This is a genomic window from Roseburia hominis (assembly GCA_040702975.1).
Lineage (GTDB): Bacteria > Bacillota > Clostridia > Lachnospirales > Lachnospiraceae > Allocoprococcus > Allocoprococcus hominis_A.
In genome coordinates, this window is sequence record CP159990.1 from 3,367,842 (window position 1) to 3,384,478 (window position 16,637).

General features: G+C 47.2%; 12 protein-coding genes. 1 reads left to right on the forward strand and 11 read right to left on the reverse strand.

Annotated elements, in window-relative coordinates:
- Positions 1-46: 46 nt before the first annotated feature.
- The 7 genes from secA2 to ABXS75_15595 all read right to left on the reverse strand — a co-directional run bounded on the left by secA2 (position 47) and on the right by ABXS75_15595 (position 7,716).
- On the reverse strand, positions 47-2,383 hold the full coding sequence (gene secA2, locus ABXS75_15565) for an accessory Sec system translocase SecA2 (protein XCP84462.1): 2,337 nt from the start codon (positions 2,381-2,383) through the stop codon (positions 47-49).
- Positions 2,349-2,816 carry an accessory Sec system protein Asp3 gene (asp3, locus tag ABXS75_15570; GenBank protein ID XCP84463.1) on the reverse strand — a complete coding sequence of 156 codons (468 nt, stop codon included), beginning with the start codon at positions 2,814-2,816 and terminating at the stop codon, positions 2,349-2,351. Before asp3 ends, secA2 begins: the two co-directional genes overlap by 35 nt.
- A complete protein-coding gene (gene asp2, locus ABXS75_15575; GenBank protein XCP84464.1) occupies positions 2,813-4,321 on the reverse strand; it encodes an accessory Sec system protein Asp2 in 1,509 nt (502 codons plus the stop codon). Before asp2 ends, asp3 begins: the two co-directional genes overlap by 4 nt.
- Complete coding sequence (asp1, locus tag ABXS75_15580) at positions 4,314-5,909, reverse strand: accessory Sec system protein Asp1 (GenBank protein ID XCP84465.1); 1,596 nt, start codon at positions 5,907-5,909, stop codon at positions 4,314-4,316. Before asp1 ends, asp2 begins: the two co-directional genes overlap by 8 nt.
- A 15-nt stretch (positions 5,910-5,924) precedes the next feature.
- On the reverse strand, positions 5,925-7,121 hold the full coding sequence (locus ABXS75_15585) for a preprotein translocase subunit SecY (GenBank protein XCP84466.1): 1,197 nt from the start codon (positions 7,119-7,121) through the stop codon (positions 5,925-5,927).
- Positions 7,122-7,214: 93 nt separating this feature from the next.
- Positions 7,215-7,367, reverse strand: a complete 153-nt coding sequence (locus ABXS75_15590) for a hypothetical protein (GenBank protein ID XCP84467.1) — start codon at positions 7,365-7,367, stop codon at positions 7,215-7,217.
- A gap of 1 nt (position 7,368) precedes the next feature.
- Entirely contained in the window at positions 7,369-7,716 is a 348-nt protein-coding gene (locus tag ABXS75_15595) for a hypothetical protein (GenBank protein XCP84468.1), read from the reverse strand.
- A gap of 73 nt (positions 7,717-7,789) precedes the next feature.
- On the opposite strand from ABXS75_15595, the gene ABXS75_15600 reads away from it, so the two are divergent.
- Positions 7,790-11,119, forward strand: a complete 3,330-nt coding sequence (locus ABXS75_15600; protein ID XCP84469.1) for a hypothetical protein — start codon at positions 7,790-7,792, stop codon at positions 11,117-11,119.
- A gap of 379 nt (positions 11,120-11,498) precedes the next feature.
- Here ABXS75_15600 and ABXS75_15605 read toward each other — a convergent pair whose 3' ends face one another.
- The 4 genes from ABXS75_15605 to gtfA form a co-directional block, all read right to left on the reverse strand.
- Positions 11,499-11,645, reverse strand: coding sequence for a hypothetical protein (locus ABXS75_15605; GenBank protein XCP84470.1), 147 nt, complete (start codon positions 11,643-11,645; stop codon positions 11,499-11,501).
- 913 nt (positions 11,646-12,558) lie between these two features.
- Positions 12,559-13,803, reverse strand: a complete 1,245-nt coding sequence (locus ABXS75_15610; GenBank protein XCP84471.1) for a bacterial transcriptional activator domain-containing protein — start codon at positions 13,801-13,803, stop codon at positions 12,559-12,561.
- Positions 13,797-15,146, reverse strand: coding sequence for an accessory Sec system glycosylation chaperone GtfB (gene gtfB / locus ABXS75_15615; GenBank protein XCP84472.1), 1,350 nt, complete (start codon positions 15,144-15,146; stop codon positions 13,797-13,799). The genes ABXS75_15610 and gtfB overlap by 7 nt, the downstream gene beginning before the upstream one ends.
- Positions 15,116-16,615, reverse strand: coding sequence for an accessory Sec system glycosyltransferase GtfA (gene gtfA, locus ABXS75_15620; protein XCP84473.1), 1,500 nt, complete (start codon positions 16,613-16,615; stop codon positions 15,116-15,118). Before gtfA ends, gtfB begins: the two co-directional genes overlap by 31 nt.
- Positions 16,616-16,637 lie beyond the last annotated feature (22 nt).

The following is a 16,637-nucleotide window of genomic DNA, read 5'->3' on the forward strand; positions in this document are numbered from 1 at the left end:
TATTTTCCGCTTAGAATTTCAAATTACGCACTCCAAACTCCTTTTCCTACGGAAGCAGTATATGAATCCTCCCCGCCTCATCCACAAACACACTGCTAAGCAGCACATTCCGAATCGCATTTATTTTCACTGTCTTCTCCATTTTCCCAAAAGACTCAAAAGCCTCATTCTGGTACTCTAATAACGGATTCCTCTGTGCGGTAGCCCTTCCGGACACCACCGCCTGAAGCTGTTGAATATAATCCATCTGTTCCACCCATGCATTATCAACGGCACTCAAGATAACAATACGCATAAACTCATTCATGCGCTGCCTGTTCCCCAGCTTCTCCTCCTGCGCTCTTAACCCTTGCTCAACCTTCCTTATAAGACACTCTTCGATGACGTCATGATCATCCAGCGGAATATCCGCAATATCATCATCCAGGCGGTAGGAAATATTATCCAGAATATACCGGTTAAGCGAGTAAATATCGACCGGCATCTCCGCATCCAGAAAGTCCCTTATATTCTCCCTCGCCGTCTCCAATACCTTTTCTATCGGCACGTCATCCCCGGCAAGGAGATGATCCCTGGTCGTATAAATCAGCGCCCTCTGCTTTTGCACGACCTTATCATAATCCGTAGAACGTTTCCGCCCTATAGTCGCAAATTCCGTTTCCAGTGACTGGGCTTTGTTAATCACTTTTTTCAGCTTACACCTGCCAATGCGCTTCTTACCCTCCAGATATTTATCGAGGTTTGACGGTCCGTTGCCTTCCACGACCCCATCCTCCAAAGACACGAGGAAACGGCTTGTGCCCACATCCCCCTGTCTTCCGGCGCGGCCTCTCACCTGTCTTTCCATCCTGGTATTGGCCATCCGGCCTATTCCGAGCACCGCAAGCCCGCCAAGCTCCTCGACGCCTTCTCCAAGCTTAATATCAGTGCCTCGCCCCGCCATCGACGTCGCGACAGTCACCGCACCCTTCTGCCCGGCTTCTTTGATAATCTGGGCTTCCCACGCCGCATTATTCGCATTCAATACATTATGCGGAATCTCCACCTTCAACAGGCTTTCCGATATCAGCTCCGTGTCCACTATGGAAGATGCCACAACCAGAATCGGCCGGCCCGTTTCATGGAGCTCCGATATCATACGTACCGCCGCTTCAAGCTGCCTGTCCGAATCTCTGAAATACAAATCCCGCAGATCCTTTCTCCTCATCGGACGGTTGGGCGGTATGACCAGAACCTTCACGCCATACACATCCCTCAGCTCTTCGGCCGCATCTGACAGCGTACCGCTCATCCCTGCCATCTTCGGAAACATCAAAAATAAATTCTGGAACGTAATCGCGGCAACAGAACGACTTTCCTGAGAAGGCTTAAAGCCCTCTTTCACTTCGATCGCCTGATGCTGCCCTCCGCGAAGCTTCACGCCCCGCATCATACGTCCGGATTCCCCATCCAGAAGCACAGCCTCTCCGTCAGGAGACACAACATAATCCTTGCCTTCCTCAAGCAATACATGAGCTCTGAGCGCCAGGATCACATGTCGGTTGATCTCAAAATATTCTCTGCTGTAAAAATTATCAATTTGGAAAAATGTCTCAGCATACTGCACTCCCTTGTCTGTAAGCCATACCTTTCCCTCTTCCTGTTCATAGTCCACATCCTCCTGAAGCGTGGTGACAAAAAAATCTGCCATCTCATACAGATTGGACTGCACTCTGGGAGAGGCAGAAATGACAAGAGGCATCTGTGCGCTGTCCAAAAGGACAGAATCCGCCTCATCAATAATCACATAGTAAAATTCCCGCAGAAACCGGTCGCTTGCTTTTGTGACCAGATTGTCCAACAAATAATCAAAACCCAGCGTTCCATGGGTCGTATATACAATATCCGCGGAATAAATCTCCTTTTTTTCCGCATTTGAAAAGCCCTCGCCCCCACTTTCACAGACGCCTGCCGCCACAGACAGCCCCATGAAACGGTATACCTGCCCCATCTCCTGCGCATCTCTGGCTGCAAGGTAATCGTTCACTGTTACCAATATGGTGCTTTTCCCCGTCAGAGCATTCAGGTACAGGGGCATGGTCGCTGCCAGCGTTTTCCCTTCGCCGGTATTCATCTCCGCAAGGTATCCCTTGTGAAGAGCAATACCGCCCAGAACCTGTACATCAAATGGCGCCATTCCCAGAATCCTGTAATCGGCCTCACATACCGCCGCAAATGCTTCCGGCAGGATATCATCCAGCGTCTCCCCGCGAGCCAATCTCTCCTTAAACTCCACGGTCAGATGCGCCAGCTCTTCATCCGAAAGCTCAGCCATATATTCTCCGCATCTTCTTACCTGACGCAGAAGCTTATTCAGTTGCCTCAGTTTTCTTCTCTGTTTCATCTATAATTTCCCATATCTCAATCGAATGAAAGTAAAACTCTGTCATCCCGCCATTAACCAGCTGCATCTTATAGCTATATGTTTTTAAAGGGCACCTGAAATTCATAATCCTGTCTCTGACAGCAACAGAACCGACTTCCTCCCCGTATTTGTCAAAAAACACCAGCCTTACAAGCCATGCTTCCCCTTTCGGACAGTCAATATCCACACGGATCCGATACCTGCCCTCCCCGTCAATCATAGGCAGTACAGGCTCAATCCTCTGTGCTTGGTAATTCGTTTTAGAATACCACTGCTTGATCACTGTCCCCGGCGGCATCAGCTTGTTTCTGAACACAACTTCATCCTTTCTATTGTAGGATATTTCCGACCCATAAAGATAAGTGTCCGAAGAATATTCACTCCAGAAAATCGTCCATCTTTCACCCGTCATTTTTTCTTTATCCCTCTCCCGAAATCCTCGCGCAAGACCTTCCCATATTGGTCAACGAACCAATTTACAATTGCGCTCGTATTATCATTATGCCTGCCATGACTTCCCTTTCCATATACCTGCACGCCGCTTGAGCTAAGGTGGGAAAGCAGTTTGTTATATGCATCCGAATCATAATCATCCTCTATCATATAAGATACGATGAATTTCGTCCTTCCCCAGTCAGAAGCATCAAATTTATCCCAAAACCTGCTATTTAACCTTTCTACTGCATCCGTATCCAGAGAGCCGCACACATACCGCAATACATCCAAAGATGTGGCAAAGCCTCCCGGACGGAGATGCTTCTCATTTGCGGCCACATTTCCTATGCTGGCCAGAGGTTTGCCCAGAATCAATGCATGCGGCCTGATATCACACCCATAATATAAAGCACCGTAGGTTCCCATGGAAAGACCAGATAGTATAACCTGATCCGAAGTAAACCCCAACTCTTCCATATATTTTTCAATAATAGAAATAATCCGTCTCTCATATCTTCGCGACCCCATATAAAAACTCCCGCCCTCAAGCCGCGGCTCGGATAATAGCAGAAAAGGACAGTCCATGTTTTTCATCAGGTGGTAACCTTCAAAACTCTCCTGTGTCTTATATCCGGCAAAATATACATTGAGAGGTGGTTCCATATTGCATGGATCAAAATAATAGAAAAGCTCCTCTCGCCCAGACGATACATAACGCTTCCCTCCTGGTAGGAAATGCCCGCAACCTCCTCTGGAGAATCTCTTATGCAACGCAATAATCTGAAGTTTCCCTTTTCCTCTGGCGCGCAGTGAAAACGACAGACTACTGTCCCCATTCTTTGCCTCAATCCGCATCATCCGGCTTAACTGTGTTTCATCAAACTCACACTGTCCCAGCATCTGATCAACGCTACTATCAACAAACTGATTCACTATAAGGGACAGCTCGACTTCCGGTTCCTTATGATATTCCAGCCACAGATCAACAACCTGCCCCTGAGACACGGGACTGTTATACCTCCAAAGGGCAATCTGGCAGAAATCGTCGCCAAACTCTCCCTGCAGTTCCACACTATAGTTGCCATGCCACTTCACAGTGCCAGAAAAGTCACGGGAAATAGCTACATCTCTTAAGCTGAATTTTTCTCCATAAGGCTTTGAGAAAAAATATCTCGTTTCCTCTAATAAAAACCGCTGCATATCTGAATCCGCAATACGCTTCGCTCTTTTTGATCTGCAAAGCCAGGCTGCCGGTCCACGCATCCTTACGCTTTCCGTAAGAAACAATGTATACGCCTTCACTGCCTGGTATAACAGCTCTATCTCTTCCTCGCTGGGAGCCTTGTCCAAAATACACATATCATAAGGCTTTTCCGGAAGCTCTGTAAAAACCCTTGTATGCTCTAAATTGACCTCTTCCGGGAGTTCGTAAACTTCATTCCAGTCTCTGTCCCCTATTTGCAAAATATGAATCTTATCCAACGAAATCCAGCACCTCTTTCCATGTTTTCAACAGCTTATCTGTGGTGTAATTTCTTCCAAGCTCATAGGAATAGACCCTCGCCTCATTCCAATGTGTCAACCCAACCAGATAATAGTCTAAGGCATCCGGCAGCTGTTCTATCTCTTCTAATATAATTCCATTTCTGCCGCTTTCTACAAACTCCGTCTTTGTACAGACAATCTGCGGTATTCCGAGACTGAGCGCTATGATTTGAGGGAACATCTCCGGATTTTTCCTCACATCGACAATCAGCCTTTGCTGCCGCATACAGGTACTTACATCCAGCTCGCTCACACATTGCTCGGCGAAAAACTTTTGAGTAATCTTTTCTTCCTCATGCAGATTATTCTCTGAGATATTTTCTGCATCCGTCTCCACAGCAAGGCCTTCCTCCAGTCCGGCTTCTCTTAATTCCTCCCGAACCCACTCCAGAAGCTTCTTCCCTCTTCCATACTCTGCCTCCCTGGTGAAGAGATGAACCCTCGCATTCATATTCCGTGAAAGATAGCCCGCCAACACCAGTATCAGCTCATGAAAAACGTCCTCCTTCATACCATCCACCGGCACCAATATTTTCTGAACCTTGATCCTGCCGCTTGTCCCGGAATCCGCGCTCACATTATAAGGGGAGATAACCGTGGTTTTCTTTGATTCCATACCGGGACAATTTTTGATTCTCTTTTCATTTTCCGCGGAATCCGTAATGATGAAATCTGCCCTTTTCATCATTTTCCATTGCTCCGGATTTTCCTGTGGCAGATACCGATTTTCATAAAAAGAAAGTATCGTCCTTCTGTCCGCCAGTGCCTCCTGTAAAAGTCCTGCGTGACGTTCATGCATGGCCGCGCAGAAGATATCCGTATCCGCCGTAAGCTGCAGATAGGACGTCAGAACTTCATAAATGACCTGCTGCATATTTCCATATGAAAGCCTGGAAAATCGTTTCGTCCGCTCCTTGTCCCCGCACAGCAGCAAATACTCCTGCCTACGCGGATTGATTTCCACATGGTCGTCCTCATAAAAGCGCCGGAGCTTCCAATTCCCGTCCCTCATTAAAAACTCCTGATAAATTGGCTTTTCATTCTTATAGAGAACCGTACAGGAAAGAAATCCCCTGTCGTCATATATGTTGCGGCGGCACAGCATGTTATCCTCATACATATCTACCTGAATCGGATTTCCATCTTCCCCGAATTCTATTTTTGCATACCTTTTCCCTTTCAGGAAAGCAAGCACCACGAATTGCGAATAGACGAACTCAATCCCTTTGGGCCAATCTATATTGTGAAAAGACAATACATGAGCCTTCTTCCGCCTGATTTGCTGTATTGCATCGAAGCATGACCAATACGACGCATGGTATACCCCCTGCCGGTGAAGAAAATGCCTGAAGTTCGGTGCAAAGCTAAGAAGCATGATCTGATATGGATAAACCCCGCTGCGATGAAAGAGCTGAATCTGCTTTACAGTCTCATCAAATTCCGAGTGCATCCGCCTTGTATGCCAGCTCTGTTCATTTTCACACCATTCATTCTGCCGGTACCATGCCGGAATAAAATATAACATTCTCCTTAATTCCTCCTAAAATATGGGATGGTATAAATCATATTTCCGAACAGAAACATACTCCCGAATAAAATTGCACCACAAACCGGTCAGCATCATAACTGTTGTCGGAAGCATTACGAGCGTACTGTCAAGACTTCCTCGAAGCTGCAGAACTAACGGCACCGCAACGCATCCGCCCATGACCGTAGCGCTGAAAATGCTTATGCTCCATATTACTTTCCGCAAATACCGCCTGGTGTCGCGCCCTGCATGAATACCTACGATACTGTCCCCGCTCTTTAAGAACTGTTCCGTAATATCCTTCGGGTTGACCGTCATGATAGCCAAAAAAATGGTAAGCAGATACATACATATGATATATACGCCTATCCCAAGCGGCCGCGCCAAAGATAAATTAGCCTGCCACCAGATAATATCCGGCTGTCCTGGAAACAGCTTCTCCAGCAGGGAAACCACCAGCTGCGGAAGCATAAATACTACCGTGGAGAACATCATCGGCATTACCCCGGCAGGGTTCAGTTTGACAGCCATATAGTTTTTGTCCGCATAGACATTGTGTATCGAAATGCGCTGTACCGGAATCCGGAATTCCGCATTTTCCATGATCATCATGATAAGCATACCTGCGGCGGATATTGCCAGAGGAACGATAAGTTCCTGCACCGAATGACCTATTATCGTGGAGCCGATCCGGCTCACAATATTCACCAACCCTATCATCATTCTTCCTCCGATGCCATATCTGCCGATTCGGTCAGACATCCACCAGATCAACATTGCACCTGTGACCATCTCCATCACAGCTACTTCTCTTACGAAAACGCCCTCAGTTCTAAACTGCAGTCCCCGCACTAACGAAAAAGCCTGCAGCATAGCTACCACAAAAGTCACCAGAGCGGTAATGCGTCCAAGCTTTCCGGGGGAAACCTTATCCTTTGAAAATGCGTTAAGGATTGCCATTGCAATCTGTACAAGGAGAGACGATATCATATATGGAAAGATGCCAAGTGCAAAAACAGAAGAACGGTACGCATCTCCGCTGATAGTCTGTATTAATATTTCCTCTGCAGATATGGTATGGATGGAACGCGCCAGAGTCTCTACCTCATATAAGGGGATGCCTTTTCCCAGTTCATATACAAAAAGAATGATGCAGGTATATAAAATTTTGTACTTTATTATGTTTGATTTACTATTGGCCTGTGACAAAATAATCTCCTGTCTTTCTTATACATTTGCTGAATGTACAAGAAATTAGTGCCCACCTTATAAGATCAAGATGGCCACTAATTTCCGTTTTAATTATTCACTCACTCTGTCTTCTAATTCTTTCCGTTCTTTTTTTAATTTGCGCAGCCTTACGGTAAAGCCGGCAATCACTGCAATGATCACAAGCAACGCCGGAATGTCCCATACGCAAAATCCCAGGCATACATGCTCAAATATCTGTGCCATCTTATACATCTCTCCTCTCGTTATCGGAATCGATCTTTTCTTTCAATTCCCGAATCTTCTGTTTCTGCTTAGACGTATCACCGATGTAGAAGATAGCCAGGCCTCCGGCAATGAGCAATTCTATAATATGGAGAATACAATGTTTTACACTCTCCTTGAGATCCATATTTGCCAATGGCGTTTCTTCATCTTCAATCGGAGCCAGTTCCTGTACATCCTCTTCATTTTCTGTATCCACAACCGCAAGCGGTACTTCCTCATCTTCTATTACCTCTACCGGTGTCGCAGGCGTCGGCGTCGGAGCCGGTGTTGCCGCTGCTGCTACAGGTGCCGCCACAGGCGCTGGCACAGGCGTTACCGTAGGTGTCGTAGTACCCGCATCATCGTCCGGTGTTACGACCGCCTGGCTTTCGCTGGTCGATGTGCTTGCTGATGCACTTTCGCTCTCGCTATCGCTGGTTGAAGCACTGTCGCTTGCAGATGCACTGCCGCTTGCGGATGCACTGTCACTTGCTGATGCGCTCTCACTTGTGGATGCACTTTCACTTGTCGACGCGCTCTCACTTGCTGAGGTACTCTCGCTCACGCTTGTCGAGGTGCTTTCACTCGTTGGGGTACTCTCGCTTGCTGACGTGCTTTCGCTTGCACTCGTGCTTTCGCTTGCTGATGTACTCTCACTTGTCGAGGTGCTTTCACTTGCGCTGGTGCTTTCACTTGCTGATGTACTCTCACTTGCACTGGTACTCTCGCTTGCTGACGTACTCTCACTTGCCGACGTGCTCTCGCTTGCACTGGTACTCTCACTTGCACTGGTGTTTTCGCTTGCTGATGTGCTCTCGCTTGCACTCGTGCTTTCACTTGCGGACGTACTCTCGCTTGCTGATGTACTCTCACTTGCACTGGTACTCTCACTTGCGGACGTGCTTTCACTTGCTGATATACTCTCGCTTGCACTGGTGCTCTCACTTGCACTCGTGCTTTCACTTGCGGACATGCTTTCGCTTGCACTGGTGCTCTCGCTCGCCGACGTACTCTCGCTTGCACTGGTACTCTCACTTGCACTCGTACTCTCACTTGCTGATGTACTCTCGCTTACACTGGTACTTTCACTTGCTGATGTACTCTCACTTACACTGGTACTTTCGCTTGCTGATGTGCTTTCGCTTGCACTGGTACTCTCGCTTGCCGATGTACTCTCACTTGCACTCGTACTTTCGCTTACTGATGTGCTTTCGCTTGCACTGGTACTCTCACTTGCTGATGTGCTCTCGCTTGCTGACGTACTCTCGCTTGCGCTGGTGCTTTCACTTGCTGATGTGCTCTCGCTTGCTGACGTACTCTCGCTTACGCTGGTGCTTTCGCTTGCTGACGTACTCTCACTTGCACTGGTGCTTTCACTTGCTGACGTGCTCTCGCTTGCACTGGTACTCTCACTTGTACTCGTGCTTTCACTTGCTGATGTGCTCTCGCTTGCTGACGTACTCTCGCTTACGCTGGTGCTTTCGCTTGCTGATGTGCTCTCGCTTGCACTGGTGCTCTCACTTGCTGACGTACTTTCGCTTGCACTGGTACTTTCACTTGCTGATGTGCTCTCGCTTGCACTGGTACTCTCACTTGCCGATGTACTCTCACTTGCACTGGTGCTTTCACTTGCTGATGTGCTCTCGCTTGCACTCGTGCTTTCGCTTGCTGACGTACTCTCACTTGCTGATGTGCTCTCGCTTGCACTGGTACTCTCACTTGCCGATGTACTCTCACTTGCTGATGTGCTCTCGCTTGCACTGGTACTTTCACTTGCTGATGTGCTCTCGCTCGCCGACGTACTCTCGCTTGCCGATGTACTCTCACTTGCACTGGTGCTTTCACTTGCTGACGTACTTTCGCTCGCACTGGTACTTTCGCTTGCTGACGTACTTTCGCTTGCACTCGTGCTTTCACTTGCCGACGTACTCTCACTTGCACTCGTGCTTTCACTTGCTGACGTGCTTTCGCTTGCTGATGTACTCTCGCTTGCCGACGTACTCTCGCTTGCACTCGTGCTTTCACTTGCGCTGGTACTCTCGCTTGCTGATGTGCTCTCGCTTGCACTGGTACTTTCACTTGCTGATGTGCTCTCGCTTGCACTGGTGCTTTCACTTGCTGATGTGCTCTCGCTTGCTGACGTACTCTCGCTTACGCTGGTGCTTTCGCTTGCTGACGTACTTTCGCTCGCACTGGTACTTTCGCTTGCTGACGTACTTTCGCTTGCTGACGTACTTTCGCTTGCACTCGTGCTTTCACTTGCCGACGTACTCTCACTTGCACTCGTGCTTTCACTTGCTGACGTGCTTTCGCTTGCTGATGTACTCTCGCTTGCCGACGTACTCTCGCTTGCACTCGTGCTTTCACTTGCGCTGGTACTCTCGCTTGCTGATGTGCTCTCGCTTGCACTGGTACTTTCACTTGCTGATGTGCTCTCGCTTGCACTGGTACTTTCACTTGCTGATGTGCTCTCGCTTGCACTGGTGCTTTCACTTGCTGATGTGCTCTCGCTTGCTGACGTACTCTCGCTTACGCTGGTGCTTTCGCTTGCTGACGTACTTTCACTTGCTGATGTACTCTCGCTTGCTGACGTACTCTCACTTGCTGATGTGCTCTCGCTTGCACTGGTACTCTCACTTGCTGATGTGCTCTCGCTTGCTGACGTACTCTCACTTGCCGACGTACTCTCGCTTGCACTGGTACTTTCACTTGCTGATGTGCTCTCGCTTGCACTCGTGCTCTCGCTTGCACTCGTGCTCTCGCTCGCCGACGTACTCTCGCTTGCCGATGTACTCTCACTTGCACTGGTGCTTTCACTTGCTGACGTACTTTCGCTCGCACTGGTACTTTCGCTTGCTGACGTACTTTCGCTTGCTGACGTACTTTCGCTTGCACTGGTGCTTTCACTTGCCGACGTACTCTCACTTGCACTCGTGCTTTCACTTGCTGACGTGCTTTCACTTGCTGACGTGCTTTCGCTTGCCGACGTACTCTCGCTTGCCGACGTACTCTCGCTTGCACTCGTGCTTTCACTTGCGCTGGTACTCTCGCTTGCTGATGTGCTCTCGCTTGCACTGGTACTTTCACTTGCTGATGTGCTCTCGCTTGCACTCGTGCTTTCGCTTGCTGACGTACTCTCGCTTACGCTGGTGCTTTCGCTTGCTGACGTACTTTCACTTGCGCTGGTGCTTTCACTTGCTGATGTACTTTCGCTTGCTGACGTACTCTCGCTTGCACTTGTTGAAGCGCTTTCGCTTGCCGATGTACTCTCACTTGCTGATGTGCTCTCGCTTGCACTCGTGCTTTCGCTTGCTGACGTACTCTCACTTGTTGATGTGCTCTCGCTTGCACTGGTACTCTCACTTGCCGACGTACTCTCGCTTGCACTGGTACTTTCACTTGCTGATGTGCTCTCGCTTGCACTCGTGCTCTCGCTTGCCGATGTACTCTCACTTGCACTGGCGCTTTCACTTGCTGACGTACTTTCGCTTGCACTGGTACTTTCGCTTGCTGACGTACTTTCGCTTGCACTCGTGCTTTCACTTGCCGACGTACTCTCACTTGCACTGGTGCTTTCACTTGCTGATGTACTCTCGCTTGCCGACGTACTCTCACTTGCACTTGTTGAAGCGCTTTCGCTCGCTGAAGCACTCTTTGCATCCTTAACAATATCACTAAAATCAAAGGTCGGATTTCCAGGCACCCACGTATATTTCCATATACCATCCTGACTGATGAGGTTCCATTCCCAATGCCCATATTCTAGTTTATCGTCCTTTCTTTGCCATGCATCAGTCGTTTGTTTCATTTCAACTGGTACACGACCAAGAAAAGGAATCCAAACCCATCTTGTAGCCTCCCACTCTGAATCACCTTCTACAGGTTGCGTAGTTTCATCCAGTTCTTTCCCATATTCATGTACAATATAATTATAAAGCTCTTGAACTTCCTCAGGTGAAGGTTCAACCGTTTCTCCATTCTCGTTCGTTGTAGTCAATTCATTTTTGATTGCCTCTCTTAACGCCTCATCTTCTGGTGACCCTTCGTCACCTATCGCTGTCATATTAACATTTCCGCCAAGGCTTGAAAGAATAGAATCAAGAATGCTCTCTATATCAGCATTACTGCCAGATTCGCTTCCCTCTTCGCTCTCGTAACTTGTGCCATCATCAAGTACATGATATATTTTCCCATCCGCATCTTTATAAGTACGGTCGTTAATATCCAATTCATGCACTGCACCATTTTTATCAACATACCATACTTTACCTTCTTCATCCTGATATGTACGATCCGCTTCTAATGCACGTGTCACACCGCTTTCATCAACATAGCTCAAACTGCCGTCTTCATTTTCGACAACTCTACTAGTCTTATCAGTTTCAGTTAAATTGTTTTCTTCATCCGTTGACGTATCAACAGAATTATTTATCTCCTCTTCAGCCACCTCAGAGTCCAAAACATCCTCTTCCAAAGAATTTGTCTCACTGTCACTGGCACTCGCGGAATCTCCACTTGCGCTGACATCCTCGTTACTATTATCAGATTCCGTAAACTCCGACACCTGCCCACTTTCAGATGTCATCTCGCTCGCCTCGCCACTCTCAGATGACACCCCGCTCATCTCGTCACTCTCTGACGCCGCTGCGCTCACCTCATCACTCTCGGATGCCACTCTGCTTGCCTCTTCGCTCTCAGATGCCACCTTGCTTGCCTGTTCGCTTTCCGACGCTGCTGCGCTCGTCTTCACGCTTTCTGATGCTGCCATGCTCGCCTGTTCACTTTCTGCTGCCGCTACGCTTGCCTGTTCACTCGCCGCAGCATTGTTCACCTGCTCGCTCTCTGAGGTCGTCTCAATAACAATCGAATCACCTGCATTCGAATCCTGCTCTGATTCCATCGCATATACAATCTCGCCTTCCTGGAAAAGACCTGCGCCGCCCAATGCCGCCGCTGCCGTAACCAGACTCCTAGTAAGTTTCTTCTTACCCAATGCTATCACAACCTTTCCAGTCTTGATATTCGACCAAAACAAAAGCTCAGCTTTTGTCAAAACCTATTCTTATCCTTCAACTATATATTTTAATTAAATACTTAGCCCCTATAGTGCCCCTTTTTTTGTTCTCACCTTACTTTTTTCAATTTTCCAAAAATTTATGACAAAACATTTCTAGGGCACCGCATGCTTCAGTTCCTGTGTCATATCCGCATAATACCAAAGTGTTCCCTTGCCCTGGCTTTTTACATATGCCCGCTCAATCCGCTCAAATATAGAACTGCAGAAATCCTTGTTAGAATGTGCCAGCATTAAAATATAATGCCTGTTCCCATATCTTGTATATGCATCCCCTATCCTCAGTGAATCACCAATTACTTTTTTAAGCAATTGCATCTGTTCCTGAAGATCCATCTGTTTCTGGCTGCCCGCCTCTCCCTTCTGGCTCAGTGTCAGGAACATCAACATCGACTCAAATTGACTCCTGTCTTTTGCCCTTGCTACCAGTCGGCAGTAATCTACAAAGCTCGGATAAATGCAGTAATACGCTCCCTTTACTTCCGTCTCTTCAAACATCGCTTTTTTTATTTCGCTCCTCCTCCCCATAAAAGATTTATCCATATCCTTCCATTTATTGATGCCCCCAGGGCTCCTGATATGGTTCCCATCCTTTAACTCGAACTTTTCAAAACACTGCTGCATCTCCTCCGCAGGCGAACTGTCCAGCTCACGCATATACAGTTCCACAGCACTGTTATAAATATTCCGCGCTTCCTCATAGCGATACAGCTCAAGATTACATCGGATCAAACTTGTCTGCCAGTTATCAAAAGGATAGATTGACACTGCCCTGGAATACAGAAGCATCCGGTTTTTATAATCATTCTTTCTGATATACTCTTTTTCAAGTTCCCGGATTGTCTTGACATACAATTTTTTAAAATAGTTGCTTTTTTGCAAAAACCATGCTTCAGACTGATTCTCGGGAAGTATGTCGCCCCGGTACATCTCATTTGCCCTGCTTAGAAGCTCTATCCGCTTTTCTCCCTCCGCGTCTTCCGCCATCCCTATCATTTCTTCAAACTTCTGCGTATCCAGTTCTATGGGAATCCTGCTTTTAAAACGGCATATTCCTTCCTTTATCTCTATGTATCTTCCCGCAGGAAGCCCGCAATCAACAAGCTGTTTCTCTAGGCGATAGATTAGTTTATTCAGGTTTTTATTGCGGTTTACCCTGTCAATTTTTTCATTCCAGCCATAGAAGCAATCTATCAGTTCATTTTTCGGAATCCCACTCTGCAGGGATAAAAGAAGCATCTGCAAGAGGCGGACTGATTTTGAATTCTCGATTTTTTTCAGCATAACCGCTTTATCACCATAATACATAGAAAAGCCGCCAAGCATTTTTACACTCAACATAATATTTCCTCATATGCTTTCACACACTCTGACATGGCAGCTTCCTGCTGCCTTTTCACGTATTCATCCATCAAGTCCGTATCCGACAACACCTTTTTCATATCCTCTATCATATGCCCGGCGTTTTCCGGAGCATAAATGGATTCGCCAGCCACATAATCTGCATTATGGACGGTCTTGTCAAAGGCGTAAATGAGCTGATTATTCAAAAATGCCCTACGTACTGCCGAAACGATTTCCGTTCCATAGTTAATATCCAGATACCAGTCGCATTTTTCAAACAATCTATCCAGAATTTTCATCTTCACGCCCGGGTACAGCGTGACATTATCATAATTTCCCATTGCCAGCAGCTTTGAAGACATTTCCGTAAGTGCCGCAATAGAAAAATGCATCTGCGGAAGAGCCTCCACAATTTCCCTGCATTTTTCAATCTGATCCGAATTCGTGCAGATCAGCGCCTCCGCCCTGTGTCTGTTCTTTCTTTTAAAGGGATACAAGAAGCCTTGTTTGCCTACAATACCCGGATCCGCTCCCAGCTCTATCAGTCTCTCGTAGGAACGCCTTTTCTGCACCAGGATTTTTCCCGCGCGGGGAGCTTCTCCCTTCAGGATTATCCGCATATTACCCGGTATTTCATCTCTGATCGGCTCCTGCCAGAACAACACATCGCTCTTTTTCGAAGCCATAAGTGCATTTGACACAAAAAACGGGGTCGACAGAGAATTAAAGAAAATTCGTCTCTGATCCAGACCCTTTTTCTTCAAAAAGTAAGCTGCAAAATCCGTCTTTGTGCGGAAGAATTTTACCTCATCGCCCTCATTTAAAATGATATCGCCGGTAACAAAATTTTCCACGATCACTTCCTGCCCGGCGGCTGAAAAATAGGATTTATTCACCTTATGTCCCTTTGCATTGAAGGTGGTTCTGGCCCAGACCGCCCCATAACGATTATAGTGATCACTGGAGCGGACGACTCCCCTCTCGTCATACCAATCTACGACCTTCACAAGCCGTTTGTGCAAAGGTTCCGCATAAAATATTCTTCCCCTTAACCGGTTCAGGTCACGTATCTCTCCGCTGTTGTTCGTACCGCGGATCTGCCAGTAGTCCGGAATCTTGACCTGGTTGAAATATTTCGGCCTTGCCCCATCCCCCTTAAAATCACCCAGGAAAGAGCCGTACACTGACATAACGCCATCCGGCAGAAAACCATCGTCCTCAATGACCACTGCCGGACACTCATAACCAGCTATCTGAAAAGAGTCCAAAAGCGCCTGGCTGTCTGTTGAAAAGTTGTCAAAAAGCAATACTACGTTGTTTTGTTTAGCAAGTCTTTCCATCTCTTCTCCACCTTTCCCGTCAGATATGCCTGCGCCTTTTTGTAGGAATGCCGGCTGAATTCTTCTATATCATCCTCCGTAAACAAACGGACGATACACTCTGTTAATTTTTCTATGCGATCTTTATCCTCCATCTTATCATTTACCGGAATCTTATAGCCGTTCTTCCCGTTATCAATAAATGTCTGATTTCCGTAACGCACGTTAAATCCGATGACCGGAAGCCCGGAACCAATCGCCTCCAGAACACTTAAGCCAAAGCCCTCGCTGAGCGAGGCCGACACATACGCCTCATACCTCATATAGACCTCGTCTAACTTCTGCTGCCCGCACATACGCACATAATCGCTGCACTGCAGCCTGCAGATCAGCTCCATCAGCTTCGCATTCTCCCCACCTTTTCCATATATATCCAACGAAAGATCCGGCACACGCCTCTTCGCCTCTACCACCGCCTCGATCAACCAGTCAACATGCTTTTCCGTAGCAAGGCGTGACGCCGTAATCAGGGAATGTTTCCTTCTGGGCTTTGCCGGAATCTTTAGCTCTTCCAGGCTTCCCACCGGAATCGCCACTACATTCGGCGTAACCCCCATGTACTGCTGAAACTGCTTCTTCAAAAGCCTGCTCTGCGCGCTGGTAGCAGTAATGTAAAAACTGACATGCTCATGCTGTGCAAAAGAGTATTCATAAAAATTATTCCAGAGAATATTTTGCTTGTCTGTACCGCTCTCGCTAAAATGATCTGCATGAATGACAATGCCTATTCGTGCCGGAGAGGCATTCTGCATGATTGCCTGCCCAATATCGGTAGTTCTGTCTATAATGACCACGTCGTCTTCATTTAGCTGCAATTGGGATATCATATATCCTACCAACTCTTCTTTCGCGCAGAATAGCCGATCCGAGAACTGGTACATAACTACGCCATTATCTATAATCTCTTCATAGGCCACGGATCCGTCCTCATTAAAAAAGCGGCGCTGATATAAATGCGCTTTCTTATCCAGGGGAGCGTAATATTCAGAGAAAATCCGGCAATACGTGTAATAATCCTTCCGGATGAGACAGTTATGGGAAACCATCTCCACCCTGTGGACACGGTCACTCTTCTCATCTACCATATACACTCTGTAGAAATTACCTTCTCCCGGGAACGTGTATTTCGCTATCTTTCCTTCCCTGGTAAACGTATAGTTCCTGCTCTTAAAGGTCGCTTTTAACTGCCTTAAATTGTAAGTGACCGGTGAGATTCTACAATCCGTAAAAAATGTATACAGCCACATTACCTCCGAATCCAGAAAACCTATATTCTCAGTCATATGCTGGATATTGTCTCTTGGAAACATATCGGTAAAAATGAATTTTGCGTCCTGCCCGATACTCCTGAAAATCTTTGCCCTATATACCTGCGCATACTCCACACCGCTGCTTGCCCAGCCGATACCTAAATTAAAATTATAAATCATACCTGTTTTTCCTTTATCATCT